Source organism: Enterobacter sp. JMULE2, assembly GCF_013337145.1.
In the GTDB taxonomy this organism is placed as follows: domain Bacteria; phylum Pseudomonadota; class Gammaproteobacteria; order Enterobacterales; family Enterobacteriaceae; genus Enterobacter; species Enterobacter mori.
This window is the reverse complement of the sequence record NZ_SGWD01000017.1, coordinates 331,372-353,630: the sequence shown is the minus strand read 5'-3', so window position 1 is coordinate 353,630 and position 22,259 is coordinate 331,372. Positions and strand designations below refer to the sequence as shown.

General features: G+C 57.6%; 24 protein-coding genes and 1 pseudogene. 19 read left to right on the top strand and 6 right to left on the bottom strand.

What is annotated here, in order from left to right:
- The first annotated feature begins 2 nt into the window (after positions 1–2).
- The 3 genes from ytfT (at position 3) to EXW94_RS23950 (ending at position 3,681) form a co-directional block, all read left to right on the top strand.
- Positions 3–1,028, top strand: coding sequence for a galactofuranose ABC transporter, ATP-binding protein YtfT (ytfT, locus tag EXW94_RS23960; RefSeq protein ID WP_174341204.1), 1,026 nt, complete (start codon positions 3–5; stop codon positions 1,026–1,028).
- Entirely contained in the window at positions 1,015–2,016 is a 1,002-nt protein-coding gene (yjfF, locus tag EXW94_RS23955; RefSeq protein WP_042714276.1) for a galactofuranose ABC transporter, permease protein YjfF, read from the top strand. Before ytfT ends, yjfF begins: the two co-directional genes overlap by 14 nt.
- Before the next feature lie 93 nt (positions 2,017–2,109).
- Positions 2,110–3,681, top strand: a complete 1,572-nt coding sequence (locus EXW94_RS23950; protein ID WP_108417870.1) for a methyl-accepting chemotaxis protein — start codon at positions 2,110–2,112, stop codon at positions 3,679–3,681.
- Here the strand turns inward: EXW94_RS23950 and EXW94_RS23945 are convergent.
- On the bottom strand, positions 3,653–4,009 hold the full coding sequence (locus tag EXW94_RS23945) for a LysR family transcriptional regulator (RefSeq protein WP_108417869.1): 357 nt from the start codon (positions 4,007–4,009) through the stop codon (positions 3,653–3,655). The genes EXW94_RS23950 and EXW94_RS23945 overlap by 29 nt on opposite strands.
- 148 nt (positions 4,010–4,157) lie before the next feature.
- A complete protein-coding gene (fbp, locus tag EXW94_RS23940; RefSeq protein WP_010427386.1) occupies positions 4,158–5,156 on the bottom strand; it encodes a class 1 fructose-bisphosphatase in 999 nt (332 codons plus the stop codon).
- Positions 5,157–5,353: 197 nt separating this feature from the next.
- Between fbp and mpl the strand changes: the two genes are divergently transcribed.
- The gene (gene mpl, locus EXW94_RS23935) at positions 5,354–6,730 is read left to right on the top strand and encodes a UDP-N-acetylmuramate:L-alanyl-gamma-D-glutamyl-meso-diaminopimelate ligase (RefSeq protein ID WP_174341203.1); all 1,377 of its coding nucleotides are present in this window, start codon (positions 5,354–5,356) and stop codon (positions 6,728–6,730) included.
- Positions 6,731–6,832: 102 nt separating this feature from the next.
- Here mpl and yjgA read toward each other — a convergent pair whose 3' ends face one another.
- Positions 6,833–7,384: a ribosome biogenesis factor YjgA gene (gene yjgA, locus EXW94_RS23930; protein ID WP_010427381.1), complete on the bottom strand. Its 552-nt coding sequence runs from the start codon at positions 7,382–7,384 to the stop codon at positions 6,833–6,835.
- Positions 7,385–7,479: 95 nt separating this feature from the next.
- Here yjgA and pmbA point away from each other — a divergent pair, with 95 nt between their 5' ends.
- Entirely contained in the window at positions 7,480–8,832 is a 1,353-nt protein-coding gene (pmbA, locus tag EXW94_RS23925) for a metalloprotease PmbA (RefSeq protein ID WP_063430236.1), read from the top strand.
- A 38-nt stretch (positions 8,833–8,870) separates the two neighbouring features.
- Positions 8,871–9,257, top strand: coding sequence for a cytochrome b562 (gene cybC / locus EXW94_RS23920; protein WP_010427378.1), 387 nt, complete (start codon positions 8,871–8,873; stop codon positions 9,255–9,257).
- Positions 9,258–9,329: 72 nt separating this feature from the next.
- On the opposite strand, the gene EXW94_RS23915 is transcribed toward cybC, so the two are convergent.
- Complete coding sequence (locus tag EXW94_RS23915; RefSeq protein ID WP_010427375.1) at positions 9,330–9,485, bottom strand: Hok/Gef family protein; 156 nt, start codon at positions 9,483–9,485, stop codon at positions 9,330–9,332.
- 418 nt (positions 9,486–9,903) lie between these two features.
- On the opposite strand from EXW94_RS23915, the gene EXW94_RS23910 reads away from it, so the two are divergent.
- The 13 genes and pseudogenes from EXW94_RS23910 (at position 9,904) to EXW94_RS23855 (ending at position 19,136) form a co-directional block, all read left to right on the top strand.
- The gene (locus EXW94_RS23910) at positions 9,904–10,242 is read left to right on the top strand and encodes a glycine dehydrogenase (RefSeq protein ID WP_108417867.1); all 339 of its coding nucleotides are present in this window, start codon (positions 9,904–9,906) and stop codon (positions 10,240–10,242) included.
- Between the two features lie 10 nt (positions 10,243–10,252).
- Positions 10,253–10,615 (top strand): SFCGS family glycine-rich protein, encoded by a 363-nt coding sequence (locus EXW94_RS23905; protein WP_010427372.1) that lies wholly within the window; start codon positions 10,253–10,255, stop codon positions 10,613–10,615.
- Positions 10,616–10,617: 2 nt separating this feature from the next.
- A complete protein-coding gene (locus EXW94_RS23900) occupies positions 10,618–10,917 on the top strand; it encodes a DUF4312 family protein (RefSeq protein ID WP_174341202.1) in 300 nt (99 codons plus the stop codon).
- A gap of 22 nt (positions 10,918–10,939) precedes the next feature.
- Positions 10,940–11,716, top strand: a complete 777-nt coding sequence (locus EXW94_RS23895) for a DUF4311 domain-containing protein (RefSeq protein ID WP_008501408.1) — start codon at positions 10,940–10,942, stop codon at positions 11,714–11,716.
- A 13-nt stretch (positions 11,717–11,729) separates the two neighbouring features.
- Complete coding sequence (locus tag EXW94_RS23890) at positions 11,730–12,371, top strand: DUF4310 family protein (protein ID WP_010427370.1); 642 nt, start codon at positions 11,730–11,732, stop codon at positions 12,369–12,371.
- A gap of 42 nt (positions 12,372–12,413) precedes the next feature.
- Positions 12,414–13,547: an amidohydrolase/deacetylase family metallohydrolase gene (locus EXW94_RS23885; protein ID WP_174341201.1), complete on the top strand. Its 1,134-nt coding sequence runs from the start codon at positions 12,414–12,416 to the stop codon at positions 13,545–13,547.
- Positions 13,531–14,649 carry a DgaE family pyridoxal phosphate-dependent ammonia lyase gene (locus EXW94_RS23880; protein WP_174341200.1) on the top strand — a complete coding sequence of 373 codons (1,119 nt, stop codon included), beginning with the start codon at positions 13,531–13,533 and terminating at the stop codon, positions 14,647–14,649. The genes EXW94_RS23885 and EXW94_RS23880 overlap by 17 nt, the downstream gene beginning before the upstream one ends.
- The gene (locus tag EXW94_RS23875; protein ID WP_174341199.1) at positions 14,646–15,386 is read left to right on the top strand and encodes a KDGP aldolase family protein; all 741 of its coding nucleotides are present in this window, start codon (positions 14,646–14,648) and stop codon (positions 15,384–15,386) included. The genes EXW94_RS23880 and EXW94_RS23875 overlap by 4 nt, the downstream gene beginning before the upstream one ends.
- A gap of 86 nt (positions 15,387–15,472) precedes the next feature.
- Positions 15,473–16,154: pseudogene (locus EXW94_RS28370) on the top strand (lactonase family protein); the annotation flags it as partial.
- Positions 16,155–16,156: 2 nt separating this feature from the next.
- A partial coding sequence (locus EXW94_RS28365) for a beta-propeller fold lactonase family protein (RefSeq protein WP_254797881.1) occupies positions 16,157–16,612 on the top strand: 456 nt, incomplete at its 5' end.
- Positions 16,613–16,631: 19 nt separating this feature from the next.
- Positions 16,632–18,542 (top strand): transcription antiterminator, encoded by a 1,911-nt coding sequence (locus EXW94_RS23865; RefSeq protein ID WP_174341197.1) that lies wholly within the window; start codon positions 16,632–16,634, stop codon positions 18,540–18,542.
- Between the two features lie 77 nt (positions 18,543–18,619).
- Positions 18,620–18,862: a type II toxin-antitoxin system RelB/DinJ family antitoxin gene (locus tag EXW94_RS23860; protein WP_063144050.1), complete on the top strand. Its 243-nt coding sequence runs from the start codon at positions 18,620–18,622 to the stop codon at positions 18,860–18,862.
- On the top strand, positions 18,852–19,136 hold the full coding sequence (locus EXW94_RS23855) for a type II toxin-antitoxin system RelE/ParE family toxin (RefSeq protein ID WP_120159597.1): 285 nt from the start codon (positions 18,852–18,854) through the stop codon (positions 19,134–19,136). Before EXW94_RS23860 ends, EXW94_RS23855 begins: the two co-directional genes overlap by 11 nt.
- Before the next feature lie 3 nt (positions 19,137–19,139).
- On the opposite strand, the gene nrdG is transcribed toward EXW94_RS23855, so the two are convergent.
- Both nrdG and nrdD read right to left on the bottom strand, forming a co-directional pair.
- Positions 19,140–19,604, bottom strand: a complete 465-nt coding sequence (gene nrdG / locus EXW94_RS23850) for an anaerobic ribonucleoside-triphosphate reductase-activating protein (RefSeq protein ID WP_174341196.1) — start codon at positions 19,602–19,604, stop codon at positions 19,140–19,142.
- 141 nt (positions 19,605–19,745) lie between these two features.
- On the bottom strand, positions 19,746–21,884 hold the full coding sequence (gene nrdD, locus EXW94_RS23845) for an anaerobic ribonucleoside-triphosphate reductase (RefSeq protein ID WP_174341195.1): 2,139 nt from the start codon (positions 21,882–21,884) through the stop codon (positions 19,746–19,748).
- Positions 21,885–22,259 lie beyond the last annotated feature (375 nt).

Below are 22,259 nucleotides of genomic sequence, written 5' to 3'. Positions count from 1 at the left end.
TCGTGATGCCCCGTTCACTTTCGCAAACCGGTGAGTCAAAGCGCCGCTTCAGCTGGCCGACCGGTACGCCGCAAATCGCGGCGCTGCTGGTGGTACTGCTGGTGGATAGCCTGGTCGCACCGCATTTCTTCCAGATCATCGTGCAGGATGGCCGCCTGTTTGGCAGCCCGATTGACATCCTGAACCGTGCCGCGCCCGTGGCGCTGCTGGCGATTGGTATGACGCTGGTGATCGCCACCGGCGGGATTGACCTCTCCGTCGGCGCGGTCATGGCTATCGCCGGGGCCACCGCCGCCTCGATGACCGTGGCCGGGCACAGTCTGCCGGTGGTGCTGCTGGCCGCACTGGGCTCCGGGGTATTAGCCGGGCTCTGGAACGGCATTCTGGTGGCGGTGCTGAAAATTCAGCCCTTTGTTGCCACCCTGATCCTGATGGTGGCCGGGCGCGGCGTGGCGCAGCTGATTACGTCCGGGCAGATCGTCACCTTTAACTCCCCGAGCCTGGCGTGGCTCGGTAGCGGCAACCTTCTGTTCTTCCCGACGCCGGTGATTATTGCCCTCGTGACGCTGCTTATCTTTTGGCTCTTTACCCGCAAAACGGCGCTCGGGATGTTTATTGAAGCGGTGGGGATCAACATCCGCGCCGCGCGCAACGCTGGGGTCAACACCCGCTTGATGGTGATGCTGACCTACGTGCTGAGCGGCGTCTGTGCCGCCATTGCCGGGGTCATCGTCGCGGCGGATATTCGCGGGGCTGATGCCAACAACGCCGGGTTATGGCTGGAGCTGGACGCGATCCTCGCGGTGGTGATCGGCGGCGGGTCGCTGATGGGCGGACGCTTTAACCTGCTGCTCTCGGTGGTGGGGGCGCTGATCATTCAGGGCATGAACACTGGCATCCTGCTCTCGGGATTCCAGCCGGAACTCAACCAGGTGGTGAAAGCGGTGGTCGTGCTCTGCGTGCTGATCGTCCAGTCGCCGCGCTTTGTCAGCATCATTAAGGGGATCCGTGGCCATGATAAAACGTAATTTGCCGTTGATGATCACGCTGGGCGTGTTTGTGCTGGGGTATCTCTACTGCCTCACCCAGTTTCCCGGTTTCGCCTCCACGCGTGTGATCTGCAATATCCTGACCGATAACGCCTTTTTAGGCATCATCGCCGTCGGGATGACCTTTGTGATCCTCTCCGGCGGGATCGATCTCTCCGTCGGCTCGGTGATCGCGTTTACGGGCGTGTTCCTCGCGAAAGCCATTGGGTTCTGGGGCATCTCTCCGCTGGTGGCATTCCCGCTGGTGCTGGCGATGGGTTGTGCGTTTGGTGCCTTTATGGGGTTGCTGATCGACGCGCTGAAAATTCCTGCCTTTATCATCACCCTCGCCGGGATGTTCTTCCTGCGTGGCGTGAGCTATCTGGTGTCGGAGGAGTCGATCCCGATTAACCACCCCATCTACGACACGCTCTCCAGCCTGGCGTGGAAAATCCCCGGCGGCGGCCGCCTGAGCGCGATGGGGCTGCTGATGCTGGGCGTGGTGGTGATTGGCATCTTCCTCGCCCACCGCACCCGGTTTGGTAATCAGGTCTACGCCATTGGCGGTAACGCCACGTCGGCCAACCTGATGGGGATCTCCACCCGCAGCACCACCATCCGCATCTATATGCTGTCGACCGGGCTGGCGACGCTGGCGGGGATCGTCTTCTCTGTGTATACCCAGGCCGGTTACGCGCTGGCGGGCGTCGGCGTTGAGCTGGATGCGATTGCTTCTGTGGTAATCGGCGGCACGCTGCTCAGCGGCGGGGTAGGCACGGTGCTGGGCACGCTGTTCGGCGTGGCAATCCAGGGGCTGATACAGACCTACATTAACTTCGACGGCACGCTCAGCTCGTGGTGGACGAAGATCGCCATCGGCATTTTGCTGTTTATTTTTATTGCCCTGCAGCGCGGTCTGACGGTGCTCTGGGAGAACCGTCAAAGCTCGCCTGTTACCCGCGTAAACACATCGGTAACAGAGCCATAACACGCTGAAATTGCTTAAACTCTAAACATTTTCCGGTAGCGGCCGATACTCTTCTTTTACGCCAAGAAATATCTCGCTACCGGAAATAACATCATGCTGAAAACGCTATCGATTCGTACCGGCTTGCTCTCTCTACTGGCCGTTATGACCCTGCTGCTGCTGATTGTCAGCGGCATTGGTATTTATGCCCTCACACAGAGTTCTTCTTCACTCCAGCGCATCAACCACCTTCAGGGTGAGCAAATGGTGCAGCTTAATTCTGGCTATACGCTGATCCTCCGCGCGCGCAATGAGGCGGGCCAGGCCGTCCGAATGATGGAAATTGGTCTGCTGGACGATGCATCCAAATCGGTAAAAAACATCAATCAGGAAATTGCCCAGGCGCAGAAAACGCTGAAAGCCGTGATCGACGGCGGGGTGGCTGACGAGCAGGGGCAAAAGCTGCTGGATAACGTGGCGGCGAGTCTGGCGGCGTATACCCGGCAGGGTATCAACCCGATGCTGAAAGCCCTGAACGACCAGAGTGCGGACGGTTATTACGACCTGATTGAGAACGCGCTGATTCCGGTGGCAAACAAGTTTGATAACGATATGCAGGCTTTCCAGGCGTGGAGCGAAGCGCGTGGCAAAGCGGAAGTCAGTGCCGTGCAGTCGAGCAAAACCCGCGTACTGATCCTGATCGTTGTCGCCGCGCTGCTGACGGCAGGTATTATCGTCCTCGCCTGGCTGGTGCTGCGCCATATGTTGCTGAAGCCGCTCTCGGCATCGATCGCTCAGCTTGAACATGTCGCGGCAGGCGATTTAACCCATACCCTGGATCCGACGGCCAGCCAGGAATTTAACCGGCTCAACGCGGCCATTGAAGCGATGCGTCAGTCGCTGATGGGGTCGGTTCTGCGGGTGCGCGATGCCAGTTCGCAAATTGATACCGGCAGCCGGGAGCTGACGGCGGGTAACATGAACCTTGCCCAACGCACGGAATCTACCGCCACCTCACTTGAGCAAACGGCGGCCAGCATGGAAGAGATCACCGCCACGGTGAAACTCAACGCCGACAACGCCGAGCAGGCGCACCAGCTGGCGAAGTCCGTTTCCGACACGGCCGATCACGGCAGCGAAATGGTCTGCTACGTGATTGAGAAAATGCGCGATATCTCCGGCAGCTCGGCGCGGATCGCCGACATCCTGAGCGTGATCGACGGCATTGCCTTCCAGACCAATATTCTGGCGCTGAACGCCTCCGTTGAAGCCGCGCGCGCGGGCGAACAGGGACGGGGTTTTGCCGTTGTCGCGGGCGAAGTGCGAAACCTGGCCAGCCGCAGTGCCGACGCGGCGAAAGAGATCCGATCGCTTATCAGCGATTCACAAACTCATGTGAATGAGGGGAGCGAACTGGCACAGCAGGCCGGCGAAACGATGGATGAGATCGCAACAGAAGTGCTGCGAATGACCAAACTGATGCGTGAAATTGCGACCGCGTCTCAGGAACAGAGTCGCGGCATTGAGCAGGTGAACATTGCGGTGAACCAGATGGACGAAACGGCGCAGCAAAATGCGGCGCTGGTACAGCAGTCATCCGCCGCGACACGCTCGCTGGAAGAGCAGTCGCGCGAACTGATGGAAGCCATGTCCTCGTTTAAGCTGACGACCCAGACTGCTGCATAATCATATTCATCCCTGGTACGTGCTGTGCCAGGGTTTTATTTGTCGATGAATTTAACGCATTAATATTATCGTGAATATTCCCCATTAATATTTCCAGCGCGCTGGTTAACGCTAACGCTTTTTCTGTGGGTTCAAGATATAAACCTTTACGGTAAAACAGTGGCTCATCAAAAAGTTGATTAAAACGCTTTAGCGCCAGGCTTACCGCCGGGCGGGACATGTCCAGGCGCACAGAGGCTTTCGCCATACTGCCGCAGCGAACAATTTCAATAAAGACAGGAATAAGATTTAAATCAATGCCGGTATTGGCACGAGAATAGTTTTTCATCACGAATAGGCTCCAGGAAATAATTGTCAAACTGTTATGGAAATAATGCAGGAGCAGGGATGAAGATTAAAGCGTCTTTTTTATAAACACTTATACGGTAAAATATATAAATGACTGGGAAGCCGGGCGGCTTCCCAGGAGAAAGGGGTTACGCGTCCGGATACTCACGGATGAAACGTTCAACGTCTTCAACCATGTGGTTGTTGCCGACGAAGAACGAACGGCGCTGGTGCAGGCTTTCCGGCACGATATCCAGAATACGCTCTTTACCGTCGCTCGCCTTGCCGCCCGCCTGTTCGGCGAGGAATGCCATCGGGTTGCATTCGTACAGCAGACGCAGCTTCCCGTCCGGGTGGCTTGCGGTGCTTGGGTAGAGGTAGATGCCGCCTTTCAGCAGGTTACGGTGGAAGTCAGCGACCAGAGAACCGATATAGCGGGAGGTGTACGGGCGCTGGGTGGCTTTATCTTCTTCCTGGCAGAATTTGATGTACTTCTTCACGCCGCTCGGGAATCGGATGTAGTTGCCTTCGTTGATGGAGTAAGTGTTGCCCTTCTCCGGGAAGCGCATACGTTCCTGGCTCAGGCAGAACACGCCCAGCGACGGATCGTAAGTAAAGGCGTGAACGCCGCAGCCGGTGGTGTACACCAGCATGGTGGACGAACCATACACCACATAGCCCGCAGCAACCTGATTGCTGCCCGGCTGGAGGAAATCTTCTTCGGTGACCGGCGTGCCAACAGGCGTGACGCGGCGGTAGATGGAGAAAATGGTACCGACAGAAACGTTAACGTCGATGTTGGAGGAGCCGTCGAGCGGATCCATCAGGACAACGTATTTCGCGTGTTCGCATCCTTCGAAAACAACAATTTCATCTTCTTCTTCGGAGGCGATACCCGCAACGATGTCGCGCGCGCGCAGTGCAGCTTTCAGTTTTTCATTTGCGAACAGATCGAGTTTCTGTTGAACCTCGCCCTGAACGTTCTCGGCACCGCTGGCACCCAGGATATCGACCAGACCGGCCTTGTTGATATCGCGGTGGATGATCTTAGCGCCCAGCTTTATTGCCGACAGCAAAGCAGTGAGTTCACCGGTAGCATGAGAGAACTCGTGCTGCTTTTCGACAATAAATTCACCTAACGTTTTCATAACACTTTCCCTGCATCTTATGTGAGTAGAGCGATTGTATGTTCACCAAAACGACTAAAGCCCAACAATCTTAACAAATATTCAAATAGTAGCGCACTGGTGAATCGCGCCAGCAAATACGGATTTACCTGAAATGCGTTTCACAGCCGCTAACATGTGAGTAAAATGTGCGCCACATTGAAGAAGGATAGTGACGTATGCGCATTCATATATTGGGGATTTGTGGCACTTTCATGGGTGGACTGGCAATGCTGGCGCGCTCACTGGGCCATGAAGTAACAGGTTCGGACGCCAATGTGTATCCGCCGATGAGCACGCTTCTGGAGAAGCAGGGCATCTCGCTGATTCAGGGCTACGAGGCCAGCCAGCTGGATCCTGAACCGGATCTGGTGATCATTGGCAACGCCATGACCCGTGGTAACCCATGTGTTGAAGCGGTGCTGGAACGCAATATTCCGTTTATGTCTGGCCCACAGTGGCTGCATGATTTTGTGCTGCGCGACCGCTGGGTTGTTGCCGTTGCCGGTACCCACGGCAAAACCACCACCGCCGGAATGGCGACCTGGATCCTCGAAGCCTGCGGCTATAAGCCTGGCTTTGTCATTGGCGGCGTTCCGGGCAACTTCGACGTTTCTGCACGTCTGGGTGACAGCCCGTTCTTTGTGATCGAAGCCGACGAATACGACTGTGCATTCTTCGACAAGCGTTCCAAGTTTGTGCATTACTGCCCGCGCACGCTGATCCTCAACAACCTTGAGTTCGATCACGCGGATATCTTTGACGATCTGAAAGCGATCCAGAAACAGTTCCACCACCTGGTGCGCATTGTTCCGGGTCAGGGCCGCATTATCCTGCCGGAGAACGACATCAACCTGAAGCAAACCCTGGCAATGGGCTGCTGGAGCGAGCAGGAGCTGGTGGGCGAACAGGGTCACTGGCAGGCGAAGAAACTCAACGCCGATGCCTCCGAGTGGGAAGTGCTGATCGACGGTGAAAAAGTGGGTGAGGTGAAGTGGGGCCTGGTGGGCGAGCACAACATGCACAACGGCCTGATGGCCATTGCTGCGGCGCGTCACGTGGGCGTGCTGCCTGCGGATGCAGCCAATGCGCTGGGCTCGTTCATTAACGCCCGTCGCCGTCTGGAACTGCGCGGCGAAGCGAATGGCGTGACGGTGTATGACGATTTCGCGCATCACCCAACCGCCATTCTGGCGACGCTTGCAGCGTTACGCGGTAAGGTTGGCGGCACCGCGCGCATTCTGGCCGTGCTGGAACCGCGCTCGAACACCATGAAAATGGGCATCTGCAAAGATGACCTCGCGCCGTCGTTAGGACGTGCCGATGAAGTCTTCCTCTTACAGCCGCAGCATATTCCGTGGCAGGTAGCCGAAGTGGCCGACGCCTGCATTCAGCCTGCGCACTGGAGTGCGGATGTGGATGTCTTAGCGGATATGGTCGTGAAAGCCGCACAGCCTGGCGATCACATTCTGGTGATGAGCAACGGCGGTTTTGGTGGGATCCATCAGAAGCTGCTGGACGGTCTGGCGAAGAAAGCGGAAGCGGCCGCAGAGTAAAAAAAAGCCCGGTGGCGCTTGCGCTTACCGGGCCTACATTTTGCACGACCTTGTAGGCCGGATAAGGCGTTTACGCCGCCATCCGGCGCAAAACCGCACGGATTACTCGTCGTTCTCAGACAGCTCGCGCAGATACTGGAAAATCAGGCGCGCAGACTTCGGCGGTTTATTCCCTTCTTTCTCTTTCTTCGCGTTGCGGATCAAAGAACGCAGCTGCTGGCGGTCGGCATCCGGCCACAGGTTCAGCACTTCCGGTACGGCGTCATCACCCTGTTCAATCAGGCGATCGCGGATCTGCTCAAGCTTATGGAAAAACGCAACCTGCTGGTTGTGGCGGTTTTTCAGCTTGTCCAGTGCCTGGCGGATCGGATCGACGTCGCGCTGACGCAGCATTTTCCCGATAAGCTGAAGCTGGCGACGACGGCCTTCTTTTTTGATTTTCTGTGCCAGTTCAATGGCATCACGCAGATCCTGGTCGAGCGGGATCTTATCCAGCGCGTTTTTACCCAGTTCTACCAATTCTGCGCCAAGCTGTTTTAACTCTTCGGCGTCACGTTTAATTTCACTTTTACTGACCCAGATGATCTCATCATCTTCGTCTTCGATGTCATCACCGGGAACGTCGTCGAGCCAGTCTTCGGGCTGCTTAGTCATGTCAGGCTCCTTAAAAAAAGAGGCTAATGTTACCAGTTAAGACGCGCACTGAAAAACGGTTCTCTGTTAGACTTCAGATAACTCTCTCTTACAGTATGGCATTTGCGATGAAAGTAACCTCACAAGTTGAAGCGCAGCGTAAGATTCTGGAAGAAGCCGTCTCCACCGCGCTGATGCTTGCTTCAGAAAAATCAGATGGCGCCGAAGTGGCGGTCAGCAAAACCACCGGCATCAGCGTGAGCACCCGCTATGGCGAAGTGGAGAATGTCGAATTTAACAGCGATGGCGCGCTTGGGATCACGGTGTATCACCAGAATCGCAAAGGCAGCGCGTCATCCACCGATCTCAGTCCGGATGCCATTGCCCGAACGGTGCAGGCGGCGCTGGATATCGCCCGTTATACCTCTCCTGATCCTTACGCAGGCGTGGCGGATAAAGAGCTGCTGGCGTTTGATGCGCCGGATCTCGATCTTTTCCACCCGGCGGAAGTGACCCCGGACGAAGCCATCGAACTGGCCGCGCGCGCCGAGCAGGCTTCCCTGCAGGCCGATAAGCGCATCACCAATACCGAAGGCGGCAGCTTCAATAGCCATTACGGCATCAAAGTCTTTGGCAACAGCCACGGCATGCTGCAGGGCTACTGCTCTACCCGCCACTCGCTCTCCAGCTGTGTCATCGCCGAAGAGAACGGCGACATGGAGCGTGACTACGCCTACACCATTGGCCGCGCGCTGGGGGATTTGCAGTCTCCTGAGTGGGTGGGTAAAGAGTGTGCCGAACGCACGCTGTCTCGCCTGTCGCCGCGCAAACTCTCCACCATGAAAGCCCCGGTCATTTTTGCTAATGAAGTGGCAACCGGCCTATTTGGCCATCTGGTGGGCGCTATCGCGGGCGGCTCGGTGTACCGTAAATCGACCTTCCTGCTCGATTCGCTGGGCAAGCAGATCCTGCCGGAATGGCTGACCATTGAAGAGCATCCGCACCTGCTGAAGGGGCTGGCCTCCACGCCGTTCGACAGCGAAGGCGTGCGCACCGAACGTCGCGATATTATCAAAGACGGTATTCTGACCCAGTGGCTGCTGACCAATTACTCCGCGCGCAAGCTGGGGCTGAAAAGCACCGGTCACGCGGGCGGGATCCACAACTGGCGCATTGCCGGCCAGGGCCTCAACTTTGAGCAGATGCTGAAAGAGATGGGCACCGGCCTGGTCGTCACGGAACTGATGGGCCAGGGCGTAAGCGGCATCACCGGCGACTACTCGCGCGGCGCGGCGGGCTTCTGGGTCGAAAACGGCGAAATTCAGTATCCGGTGAGCGAAATCACCATCGCGGGTAACCTGAAGGATATGTGGCGCAACATCGTTACGGTCGGTAACGATATTGAAACACGTAGCAATATACAGTGTGGTTCAGTTCTTCTGCCCGAAATGAAAATTGCGGGTCAATAAAGATAGCGTTTTGTTAATAATAAAAAAGGAAGTGAGCAATGCGTAAACATCTGTTAGCGATCGTCGCGGCTTCAACGCTGGTTCTTGGTTCGTCTGCGTTTGCCGCCGATCTCGAAGACAACATGGACATCCTCAGTGAAAACCTGAAGGTAGTGCAGAAAACGGACAATGCGGCGGACATGAAAGACGCCTTGACCAAAATGCGTGAAGCGGCGCTGGATGCGCAAAAAGCAACCCCGCCGAAGCTGGAAAGCAAAGCCGCAGACAGTGCAGAGATGAAAGACTATCGCCACGGCTTTGACGTGCTGGTCGGCCAGATCGACGGTGCGCTGAAGCTGGCTAACGAAGGCAAGGTGAAGGAAGCCCAGGCGGCGGCCGACCAGTTTGTGGCGACGCGCAACACCTATCATAAAAAGTATCGTTAATTGGGTGCCTGAGCTGTACGTCCTTCCTCCGTATGCGGAGGCGCGCATTACGCGCCCCCGCATCTTTGCTCCCTACTTGCCGGAGCGACACTCCATCCGCGCGGTCACTTCAAGCGAGCCGTTTCGAAAACGGATCTCGCACAGTGTTTTCCTCGTCACCAGCGTTAAGATGATTATCGTCAAAGAAATAATCATCAAAACCCCGATACTTGGGTTTCTGCGTTTCATGGATGCCTCCTTGCTGTAAAGCGGGCGAGGTAGCAAACATCACGTGGCTAGACGTGTCGTTTACAGCCCCGTCCTGATTTAAATTCAGGTAGGGGCTTTCCACTTTCCGTCCCATGCCTGAGACGGTCAGTCTCAAGCACCCGTCGCCACTCTAGCGAATCCCCATAAGAAAACCTTATCCACGTCACATTTCTACGAGCCCGCTCGTAATCTTTTCCACTTCGCTGACCTGTTCATTGCCGCTGAATAGCGTGATATTCATCACGTAAATACAGCGGTTTATCCAGATTCACCGCATTTATGTGGCACAGATCACTGCTGCTGCTCGCCTTTCCACTTCGAAGTGGAAAACAACTCGCTACAAACCATTCCCCTGCAACGTTAGTTTTATTCCAGAGCCATTAACGGGGTAAGACCAGTGATTAACGGAGCGGTAATGAACGACGTTGGGGAACAGGCGGAGCAAACAGAACAGCTCGCGAACACCATGCTGCAGCAGGTTTATGCCCTGCTGGCCCGGCACGACATCATCCCTAACGCAGTGCAGGAGCAGATGCTGACCTCCCACGTTCGCGCGATGGCGCACCGGTCCGTGACCGGCGAGCCGCTGCCGGAGGTTGAAGCGGAGCTGTTCGACGAAATTTCACCAGATTCAATGCAACTTGCCCGTGAAGTGGTAGCGCAGTTTGGCAACCTTCCTGATGAAGAAGCCTGGCTGCTCTCCGTTCACTTCGAAGTCGCGAAAGACAACCTTTAAGGAGCAACACATGGAACAGATTACAGTCGTGATTGGCGATCGCCTGGGCAAAGGTCAGAAAGTGGCAGCCGGTGTGGAAAAAGCAGGTGGACGCGCGGTTGTCGTACCGGGCATGGCCGCGGACATGAAGCTTGGCGACATGATGAAAGCGGAAAACGCCACCTTCGGTATCTCCTTCTGCGGCAGCGGCGGCGCGGGTGCCATCACGGCGCAAACCAAATATGGCTACAAAGCAAAATACGGCATGCGTTCCGTGGAAGAGGGCGTGACCGCCATCAACGAAGGCTGCAATGTGCTGGGCTTTGGCTTTATGGATAAAGAAGAGCTGGGCGAGCGTCTGGTACAGGCGTGGCAGAAGAAATACGGCGCATAAGCATGAAAGAACAGTTCTCAACCACGGTGAGAGTGAAGGGAAAAGGCGACGCCAAAGCGCGCGCCTTTGCCGACGCGCTCAACCACGTACAGGCCGCGGTGATGAAAGCCTCACCGCATATCTTACTGCGTATTGAGCCACAGGATGTGCAGGTTGTTCAGGCGCAAGAAGAGGTGCGTAAAGAAGCGTTTCTGTTCTTCTTTTTGCGCCGGGAAAGACGCACCTACAGCGTGGAGCTGGATGTGACCGTCAACGTGACCGCTATCAATCTTGACCAGGTGGATTTCGTCACGCAACGTTGATTATTCATAAAAGGGCAGACTGATGTTCTTAATTATATTAATAAAATCGCTCATCATTGGCGGCCTGGTTGGCGTCGGTGTGGGGGCCGGGGCTGCACGCATGTTTCATGCGCCTACCACACAGGGTATGGGCGCGTTTCGTACGTTGGGGGAACTGAACTCCTGTGAAGGGGATCCGGCGTCCCACTTCTCCTTTGGGTTAGGTTTCTTCTTTAACGCCTGGGCCTCTTCCGTGGCCGCAGGTGCCTTCACACAGGACGTTGACCACCGCATCATCCCGAACTGGGGTGCTGCTGCACTGATGATTAAAAACCGTAACGTCGGTGAAACGCTGCACGATCCCCGCAAAATGGCGATTGCCTGCGGTGTGATCGGCATGATCGTCGTGACCTTCCTTAACCTTACCGCCTCCTCCGTGCCAGCAGCGCTTCAGGTCACCGCCGTGAAGGTGCTGGTGCCTGCGGCTAACCTGCTGGTGAACACCGTCATGCCGGTGATCTTCTGGCTGGCGGCCATCGACGCGGGTAAAAAATCGGGCTTCTGGGCGACCATTTTCGGCGGCGCAGCGCAGCTGATCATGGGCAACGCCGTACCGGGCCTGGTGCTGGGGATCCTGATCGGTAAAGGCGTGGAAGAGAGCGGCTGGAACCACGTCACCAAAGTGATGATGGCGGCCATCGTCCTGCTCTTCGTGCTGAGCGGCTTCTTCCGCGGCTTCGACATGAAGATGATCGAATCCTTCCATCTGACCGTGCCGAACTGGCTCGACATGATCCACAACTCGCTCAGCGGTAAATAACAGGAGCCTCTACATGGAACAGAATAAAGGTTTTTGGTATGCCGACTGGTCGTTCCCGATCTTCGTTGGCCTGCTCTCCTCCGGCGTCTTCGCCGGAACGCACATGTACTACCTCTACGGCATCGGCGCGTTTAACGAAGTGGCCTTCGTGGCGATGCTGAAAGCGGGGATGGATACCGGCGTCTACGGCGCGGTGGCGGCGTTCGGCGCGAGCTTCCTGTTCGCCCGTATTATCGAAGGCTCGCTGGTCGGTATTCTTGATATCGGCGGGGCGATCCAGACCGGCGTGGGTCTCGGCGTGCCGGCGCTGCTGCTGGGCGCGGGGATCATGTTCCCGGTGACCAACTTCATTGCCGCGCTGATTACCGGCCTGGTGATTGGTCTGGCGATTGGCTACGTCATCATCCTGGCGCGTAAGTTCACCATCAACCAGAGCAACTCCACCTACGGTGCAGACGTGATGATGGGCGCGGGTAACGCCTCCGGCCGCTTCCTCGGGCCGTTGATTATCCTCAGCGCCATGACCGCCTCCATTCCTATCGGCGTCGGTTCCCTGCTGGGTGCGCTGGTGTTCTACATCTGGCAGAAGCCGATCACCGGTGGCGCGATCCTCGGCGCGATGCTGTTGGGCTGGCTGTTCCCGGTCGCCCTTTAATACCCGCGGGCGCTCAGGCGCCCGCCTTATCAGGAGATCCTCATGTTTGATTTACTCCTGCGCCGTGCGCGCCTTGCCGACGATACCCTGACCGATATCGCCATTCAGGACGGGAAGATCGCGGCGCTGGGCGACATTGACGCCCCCGCGCATAAAACGGTTGAGCTGAACGGCGACGTATTCGTCAGCGCAGGCTGGATTGACTCCCACGTTCACTGCTACCCGAACTCCCCGATTTACCACGACGAACCGGACAGCGTCGGCATTGCCACCGGCGTCACCACCGTGGTGGACGCGGGCAGTACCGGTGCCGACGACGTGGACGATTTCTACGACATCACCCGCAAAGCCTCTACCGAGGTGTTTGCCCTGCTGAACATCTCCCGCGTGGGGCTGATTGCCCAAAACGAACTGGCCAACATGGCAAATATCGACGCCGACGCGGTGAAGCAGGCGGTGAAGCGCCACCCTGATTTTATCGTCGGCCTGAAGGCGCGTATGAGCAGCAGCGTGGTCGGTGAAAACGGCATTACGCCGCTGGAGCGCGCCAAAGCCATTCAGAAAGAGAACGGCGACCTGCCGCTGATGGTGCACATCGGCAACAACCCGCCGAACCTCGACGAAATTGCCGAGCTGCTGAGCTCCGGCGATATCATCACCCACTGCTATAACGGCAAACCCAACCGCATTCTGACGCCCTCCGGCGAGCTGCGCGCCTCCATCACCTCCGCCCTGAAGCGCGGCGTGCGTCTGGACGTCGGCCACGGTACGGCGAGCTTCAGCTTTGAGGTGGCGAAACGCGCCATCGCGATGGGCATTCTGCCGCACACCATCAGCTCGGATATCTACTGCCGCAACCGCATCAACGGTCCGGTCGGCTCGCTGGCAAGCGTGATGTCGAAATTCCTCGCCATCGGCATGTCGCTGCCGCAGGTGATTGACTGCGTGACCGCCAATGCCGCCGACGGCCTGCGCCTGGCGCATAAGGGCCGCATTCAGCCGGGTCTCGATGCCGACCTGACGCTGTTCACCTTTAAACGTCAGCCAACGGTGCTGACGGATGCCGAAAACGACAGCCTGCAGGCTGAACACATTCTGGTGCCGCTTGCCGCGATCCGCGCGGGCAAGGGCTACATGACCGAACAAGGGAGCACGGAACATGCCTTCGATTTATGAGAAGTACAACTTAAAGCAGGTGATCAACACCTCTGGCCGCATGACGGCGCTGGGCGTCTCCACGCCGCGCCCGGAAGTGGTGCAGGCGGCAATGGACGGTATGAATGAGTACTTCGAGATGAAGGATCTGGTTAATAAAACCGGTGAATACATCGCGAAGCTGCTGGATGTGGAAGGCGCGACGGTGGTTTCCTGCGCGTCGGCGGGCATTGCCCAGTCCGTGGCGGCGGTGCTGGTGAAAGACAGCGACTGGCTGCTGGAAAACCTGCACGTGACCCCGATTGAGAACAACGAAATCGTCCTGCCGAAAGGCCACAACGTCAACTTTGGCGCGCCGGTGGGCACCATGGTGGCGCTGGGCGGCGGCAAGCTGGTGGAAGCGGGCTACGCCAACGAATGTTCTGCCGATCAGCTGGCGGCGGCGATCACCTCACGCACGGCGGCGATCCTTTACATCAAATCGCACCACTGCGTGCAGAAAAGCATGCTCAGCGTCGAGCAGGCGGCGGTCGTGGCGCGCAAGCACGATCTGCCGCTGATCGTCGATGCGGCAGCGGAAGAAGATCTTCACGCCTACTACCGCTCCGGCGCCGATCTGGTGATCTACAGCGGCGCGAAGGCGATCGAAGGCCCAACCAGCGGGCTGGTGATCGGTAAAACCCAGTATGTTGAGTGGGTAAAACGCCAGACGGCGGGCATTGGCCGCGCGATGAAGGTGGGCAAAGAGGGCATTCTCGGCCTGACCTGCGCCATCGAACACTACCTGACGGCGACCAAAGAGAGCGGCGCTGAGATGGTGGCGAAGATGACGCCGTTTATTGACGCGCTCAACACCCTGAGTGGCGTCACCGCACGCGTGGTCTGGGACAGCGCCGGTCGCGATATCGCCCGCACCGAGATTAAGTTCGACGAAGCCGCAACCGGCGTCGGCACCGGCGATCTGGTGGCGAAGCTGAAGCAGGGCGAATACGCCATTTACTTCCGTGGCTACAAGGCCAACGAAGGGATTATCGAGGCGGACGTGCGCAGCGTGAATGCTGACCAGCTGAACATCGTCTACCGCCGCATTAGCGAAGTATTAGGACAGGAGAAAAAAGCATGAAACTGACCCCCAACTTTTACCGTGACCGCGTCTGCCTGAACGTGCTGGCAGGATCGAAAGCCAACGCCAGCGCCATTTACGAGGCGGCGGAAGGTCACGTGCTGGTGGGCGTGCTCTCCAAAAATTATCCGGACGTGGCGAGCGCCGTTGCCGATATGCGCGAATACGCCGCGCTGATTGATAACGCGCTCTCCGTCGGCCTGGGCGCAGGGGATCCGAACCAGTCGGCGATGGTGAGTGAAATCTCCCGCCAGGTGCAGCCGCAGCACGTCAATCAGGTCTTCACCGGCGTGGCCACCAGCCGCGCGCTGCTGGGGCAGAACGAGTCCGTGGTCAACGGTCTGGTCTCGCCGACCGGCACCGTTGGCATGGTGAAAATCTCCACCGGGCCGCTGAGTAGTGCGGCCCCGGACGGCATCGTGCCGGTTGAAACCGCGATTGCCCTGCTGAAGGATTTCGGCGGCAGCTCCATCAAATACTTCCCGATGGGCGGCCTGAAGTGCCGTGACGAGTACACAGCGGTGGCGGAAGCCTGCGCCCGTCACGACTTCTGGCTGGAGCCTACCGGGGGAATCGATCTGGAAAACTATGAGGAGATCCTGCAGATCGCCCTCGACGCGGGCGTGAGCAAAATCATCCCGCATATCTACAGCTCGATTATCGACAAAGCCAGCGGCGATACGCGTCCGGAGGATGTGCGTACGCTGCTGGAGATGACGAAGAAGCTGGTGAAGTAAAACCTGCCCCTCACCCCGGCCCTCTCCCCAAAGGGGAGAGTGTTAGGGTGAGGGGAAACACACCGCACAAACCCAAAGGAGCCACCATGCACACCCGTACCCTGCTTGTCGCTTCACTCTCAATGTTCGCCACCACCGCTATCGCCCAGACGCAATACGCCTGGGTGGGCACCTACAACCCCAACGGCGAAGGGCTGTACCGCTTTACCGTTGACCCGCAAAACGGCGCGCTGGCGAATAAAACGCTGGTCAGCAAGCTGCCGAACGCCGCGCAGCTGGCCGTCTCACGCGACGGCAAAACGCTGTACCTGGCAAGCGAAGTGGAGCAGGGCGTGGTGCAGGCGCTGCGGGTGGGGGATAACGGCGCGCTGAGCGAGCTGAATCAGGTAGCCTCCGGCGGCGCGGGGCCGGTTTACCTGTCGCTGACGCCGAACGGTCGCCATCTTCTGGTGGCGAACTACGTCAGCGGATCTATCGCAGTGCTGCCCGTTAACGCAGACGGCAGCCTGGGTGAGGCCACGGATACTCATCAGGATCAAGGCGACCCGGGGGCGGCGAAGCCGGAAGCGGCTGCGGAGGGCAGCTTTGCCATCAGCGATCATAACGGCCCCCACGCGCACATGATCGCCGCCGATCCGAGCGGGAAATACGTATTTTCCACCGATCTTGGGCTGGATCGCCTCTACCAGTACCGTTTTGACGATCGAACCGGGAAGCTGACGCCGAACGATCCGCCGTTTATCAGCGCCTCCTCAAAAGGCGCCGGGCNNCCGCGCCACTTTGTCTTTACGCCAAAAGGCGATGCCCTGTGGCTGATTAACGAAGAGGCGTCTACGCTCACCCATTATACCGTGAACGCCAACGGCACCCTAAAAGAGGGCAAAACGCTTTCAGCCCTGCCGGAAGGTTACAAAGGCACCAGCTTTGCTGCCGGGCTGGCATTAAGCGCCGACGGCAAACAGCTGTATGTGGCTAACCGTTTGCATAACAGCATCGGGCACTTTACCGTAACAGCGGAGGGTACGCTGACCCATCAGGACGACGTGTGGACGCGCGGCGACTACCCGCGCACCCTGACGCTCGATAAACAGGGACGCTGGCTGTACGTTATGAACCAGCGCAGCGACAACATCACCCGTTTCCGCGTGGCGCAGGACGGCAAATTGAGCTTCGAGCCAGACTACACCCCGGTCGGCAGTCCATCCCAGATGGTCATTTCACCTTAAGCCGTAAGAGGACAACGACGTGCGATTTCCGAACCAACGTTTAGCGCAACTTTTCGATCTGTTGCAAAACGAGACGCTGCCGCAGGACGAGCTGGCGCAGCGGCTGTCGGTTTCCACGCGAACCGTCCGTGCCGATATCACCGCCCTGAACGCGCTGCTGGCAAGCCACGGCGCGCAGTTTGTTCTGAGCCGTGGCAATGGCTATCAGCTCAAAATTGACGACGCTGAACGTTATCAGCAATTGCAGGCATCCCACCCGCGCGCGCTGCGTATTCCGCGGACCGGACCCGAGCGCGTGCACTATCTGGTGGTGCGTTTTCTCACCTCAGCGTTTTCCCTCAAGCTGGAAGATCTGGCCGATGAGTGGTTTGTCAGCCGCGCCACGCTGCAAAGCGACATGGTGGAAGTGCGCGAGTGGTTCCACCGTTACAACCTGACCCTGGAAACGCGTCCGCGCCACGGCATGAAGCTGTTTGGCAGCGAGATGTCGACCCGCGCGTGCCTGACCGACCTGCTCTGGGAGCTGGCGCAGCAGGACAGTCTCAACCCGCTGGTGACCGAAGTTGCTCTCAACGCGGGTGTGCCGGAGCAGATGGTGGCCGTACTGCATGATGCGCTAACGCGACATCACATCCGCCTGACCGACGAAGGCGAGCTGTTCCTGCGTCTGTACTGTGCGGTGTCGGTACGTCGCATCAGCGAGGGCTTTCCGCTGCCGGAATTCCACGCTGAAGACGTAGAAGAGAACGTGCGCGAGGCGGCGAAAGATATCGCGGTCTCTATCCAGCAGCTGGCGGGCAAAGCGCTTTCGCCTTCGGAGGAGAGCTGGCTGTGCGTGCACATTGCGGCGCGGCAGATCCAGGAGATTGCCCCGAGCGCGATTAACGCAGACGACGATGAAGCGCTGGTCAACTACATCCTGCGCTACATCAACACTCACTATAACTACAACCTGCTCAGCGACGAACAGCTTCACGCTGACCTGCTCACGCACATCAAAACCATGATCACCCGCGTGCGGTATCAAATTATGATCCCCAACCCGCTGCTGGATAACATCAAGCAGCACTACCCGATGGCGTGGGATATGACCCTCGCAGCGGTATCGAATTGGGGCAAATACACGCCGTATGTGATCAGCGAAAACGAGATTGGCTTCCTGGTGCTGCATATCGGCGTCGGGCTGGAGCGTCACTACAACATTGGCTACCAGCGCCAGCCGCGCGTGCTGCTGGTGTGCGACGCCGGTAACGCCATGGTCCGCATGATTGAAGCGGTGCTGCAGCGTAAATACCCGCAAATTGAGGTTACGCGCACGCTCACCCTGCGCGAGTACGAGCTGGCGGAAACGATTGGCGAAGACTTTGTGATCGCCACCGCCCGCGTCAGCGAAAAGTCGAAACCGGTGGTGACGATCGCCCCGTTCCCGACCGACTATCAGTTAGAGCAGATCGGCAAGCTGGTGCTGGTGGACCGTACCCGCCCGTGGATGCTGGATAAATACTTCGATGCGGCCCATTTCCGCATTATCGACACGCCCGTTGATCAGCAAACGCTGTTCCGGGAACTGTGCGCGCAGCTTGAAGGCGAGGGATTTGTCGGCGCGGAGTTCCTGGATTCCGTCGTCGAGCGTGAAGCCATCGTCAGCACCATGCTCGGCGACGGCATTGCGCTGCCGCACTCACTCGGCCTGCTGGCGCAGAAAACGGTAGTCTATACCGTCCTCGCCCCGCACGGCGTCCCGTGGGGCGACGAAACTGCGCACGTCATCTTCCTGCTCGCCATCAGCAAAAGCGAGTACGAAGAGGCGATGGCGATTTACGATATCTTTGTCACTTTCCTGCGTGAACGGGCGATGGCACGGCTCTGTAGCTGCGGAGATTTTGCCGAGTTTAAGGCGGTGGCAATGGAGAGTTTGAGCCGGTTTTGAGAGGCGTTATCCAGAATTCGATGTAATGCGAATGTAATGCTAAACTGCATTACACATTCGATTTTACCGGAGGCATAATGGCCACGCTGAACGTCCGTCTGGATGACAAACTCAAAAACGAGGCTTATGCCGTGCTGGAAAAACTCAATATCACCCCAACGGAAGCTGTGCGATTACTGTTTCAGTACGTCGCGGAGACGGGACGCATGCCCGTGAAAACGGTCACCATTAGCGACAGTGAAGATGAACTGATACAGGCAGTCCGGGATCGGCTGGCTAATCCGCAAAAGGGAATTAAGGTTAGTCTGGATGACTTATGAACTGGCATTTGATCCGAGGGCGTTAAAGGAGTGGAGCAAGCTGGGGGAGACTGTAAAAGACCAGTTTAAGAAGAAACTTGCGGACGTGTTGGTGAACCCCAGGGTCGAATCGGCCCGCCTGCATGGTCTACCGGATTGCTACAAAATAAAACTCAGATCGCAGGGTTATCGTTTGGTCTATCAGGTTCAGGACAACGTTGTAACAGTATTTGTTATCGCTATTGGTAAGAGAGAGAAAGCAGCCGTTTATCATGATGCAAACAAACGGCTCTAACGCTCACCGCAGATGATGCACAACCTGGTTACTGCTGCCGCGCCAGATCAGCGCCGGGTCTTTTAAATCCTGCACGAACTTGCCGTCGACCAGGACGTTAATCAGATCCACCACTTCCATTTGCTGCCCGTTCAGCTCATCCAGCTTATAGCCTGTCCAGACCCAGATATCTTTTCCCGTACACTCTGCCCGAATGCGCTTCACCAGCTTCAGGATATCCGGCACGTTTTGCGGGTGCAGTGGGTCGCCGCCGGAGAGCGAAATCCCCTGGCGTTTGATGCGGGTGTCGTTGAGATCGTTGATAATGCGGTCTTCCATTTCAGCGGTAAACGGCATGCCGGAGTTCAGACGCCAGGTGCTTTTGTTGTAGCAGCCGGGGCATTCGTGGACGCAGCCTGAGACGAACAGGGTGCAGCGGGTGCCGGGGCCGTTGACGATGTCGACGGGGTAGTATTGATGATAATTCATAGCGTTAACCTGATGCCCTCACCCCGGCCCTCTCCCACAGGGAGAGGGAGAAAACCGGTGGCCGGAATAACAATGTGCTCGATCGGTTCCCTCTCCCTTGAGGGAGAGGGGTAGGGTGAGGGGGAGAACCCTGCGCAGAACTTACCCGATCTGCCCATTCCCCAGATGTTTCACCCTGCGCTTCACCTCTTCCTGTTTCCCGGCGTTAAACGGACGCGCGTCCGGGCTGCCGAGATAGCCGCACACGCGACGGGTCACGGAGACGCGCGCTGCGTCGTGGTTGCCGCATTTCGGGCAGGTGAAGCCTTTGCTCGTACACTCGAACTCACCGGTAAAGCCGCACTCGTAGCACTCGTCGATGGGCGTGTTGGTGCCGTAATACGGCACGTGCTGGTAGCTGTAATCCCACACGTCTTCCAGCGCCTTCAGGTTGTGCTGAATGTTCGGGTACTCGCCATAGCAGATGAAGCCGCCGCTGGCGATCGGTGGATAGGCCGCTTCGAAGTCGATCTTGTCGTACGGGTTCACCTTTTTCTCCACGTCGAGGTGGAAGCTGTTGGTGTAATACCCTTTGTCGGTCACGCCTTCCACAATGCCGAACTCGGCAGTGTCCAGACGGCAGAAGCGGTCGCACAGGTTCTCGCTCGGCGTGCTGTAGAGGCTAAACCCGTAACCGGTTTCCTCTTTCCACTGGTCTACCGCGTCGCGCAGGCGCTGAACGATGGCGATGCCTTTTTCGCGCAGGGCCTCGCTGTCGTACATATGCGTATCGCCCGCCAATGCATTGATGGTCTCGTGTATACCGATATAGCCCAGCGAAATGGACGCGCGACCGTTTTTGAAGATCTCGGACACGTCATCGTCCGCCTTCAGGCGCACGCCGCAGGCTCCTTCCATATAGAGGATGGGCGCGACGCGGGCTTTCACCCCTTCGAGACGCGCGATGCGGGTCATCAGCGCTTTACGCGCCAGCTGCAGGCGCTCGTCCAGCAGCGTCCAGAAGGCGTCTTCGTTACCTTTCGCTTCCAGCGCGATGCGCGGCAGGTTCAGGCTGATGACGCCCAGGTTGTTGCGCCCGTCGTGGATCTGCTCGCCGTTTTCATCTTCGTACACGCCGAGGAAGCTGCGGCAGCCCATAGGCGTTTTAAACGAACCGGTCACTTTGACGACCTGATCGTAGTTCAGGATGTCCGGGTACATGCGCTTGCTCGCGCACTCCAGCGCCAGCTGTTTGATGTCGTAGTTCGGATCGCCAAACTTGTGGTTCAGGCCGTCGCGAATGGCGAACACCAGTTTCGGGAACACCGCCGTTTTGCGGTTCTTGCCGAGGCCGGAGATGCGGTTACGCAGGATAGACTGCTGGATCAGGCGCGATTCCCAGCTGGTGCCCAGACCGAAGCCGAAGGTCACAAACGGCGTCTGGCCGTTGGCGGTGTGCAGCGTGTTCACTTCATACTCCAGCGACTGGAAGGCGTCGTAGCACTCTTTCTCGGTGCGGGAGTGCGCGTAGCCGTCAGCGTCCGGGATCTGCCACTCTTCGGCCGTTTTACGATGCTTGTTGAAGCTTGCCGTCACGAACGGGGCCAGCACTTCATCAATGCGGTTAATGGTGGTGCCGCCATAAATGTGGCTGGCAACCTGAGCGATAATCTGCGCGGTGACGGCGGTGGCGGTGGAGATCGACTTAGGCGGTTCAATCTCGGCGTTACCCATTTTAAAACCGTGGGTCAGCATGCCTTTCAGGTCGATCAGCATGCAGTTGAACATCGGGAAGAACGGCGAATAGTCGAGGTCGTGGTAGTGGATCTCACCGCGCTCGTGCGCCGACACCACGTCGCGCGGCAGCAGATGCTGACGGGCATAGTGTTTGGCGACGATACCGGCCAGCAGGTCGCGCTGGGTCGGGATCACTTTACTGTCTTTATTGGCGTTTTCGTTGAGCAGGGCGGAGTTGGTCTGCTCGACCAGGCCACGGATCTCCTGGTTCAGACGGCCGCGCTTCTCGCGCTGCACGTCACGATCGTGTCGGTACTCAATGTAGGCGCGCGCCAGCTGCTTGTAAGGCCCCGCCATCAGCTGGTTTTCAACCGCGGTCTGGATCTCATTGATATCGACCTGGCGGCGTTCGTTCATCTGGCTGCTAACGATTTCTGCGACGGTGGCGCAGTAATCTGCGTCATCGACTCCCGCTGCTTTAGCTGCACGCAGAATGGCTTCCTGGATGCGCTCTGATTTAAACGGCACTTTACAGCCATCACGTTTCATCACATGCGGTGTCATGATCACTCCATTTTTTGAAAACAGGTTATCCACAGAGGTGGAGAAGTATTCACCGGGCGTATTTCCCGCCGGGCCAATGACTTCCCGCGTTCCCAGCTCGTGTTATCCACAATTCCGGCCAGCGTAAGCGCCGTCTTGTTGTTGGAATAGTAGACGATAAATACAAGATGTTGGGTCGGCGTGCATTTTAAGTGCTACATATAGTGATTTGCATCAAACATGTTTGCGTTTTATTTGATGCAGAACAAAGTAAAAAGACGAGAGTACAAACGGCGGGCGCTTCAGCGATTGTAAAGGCGTGCGAGAAAAATCTGATTAATTATTCAACAAAAACAGTAAAATAAGCCGGGTGCTGGGCGGCACCCGACAAGGAAC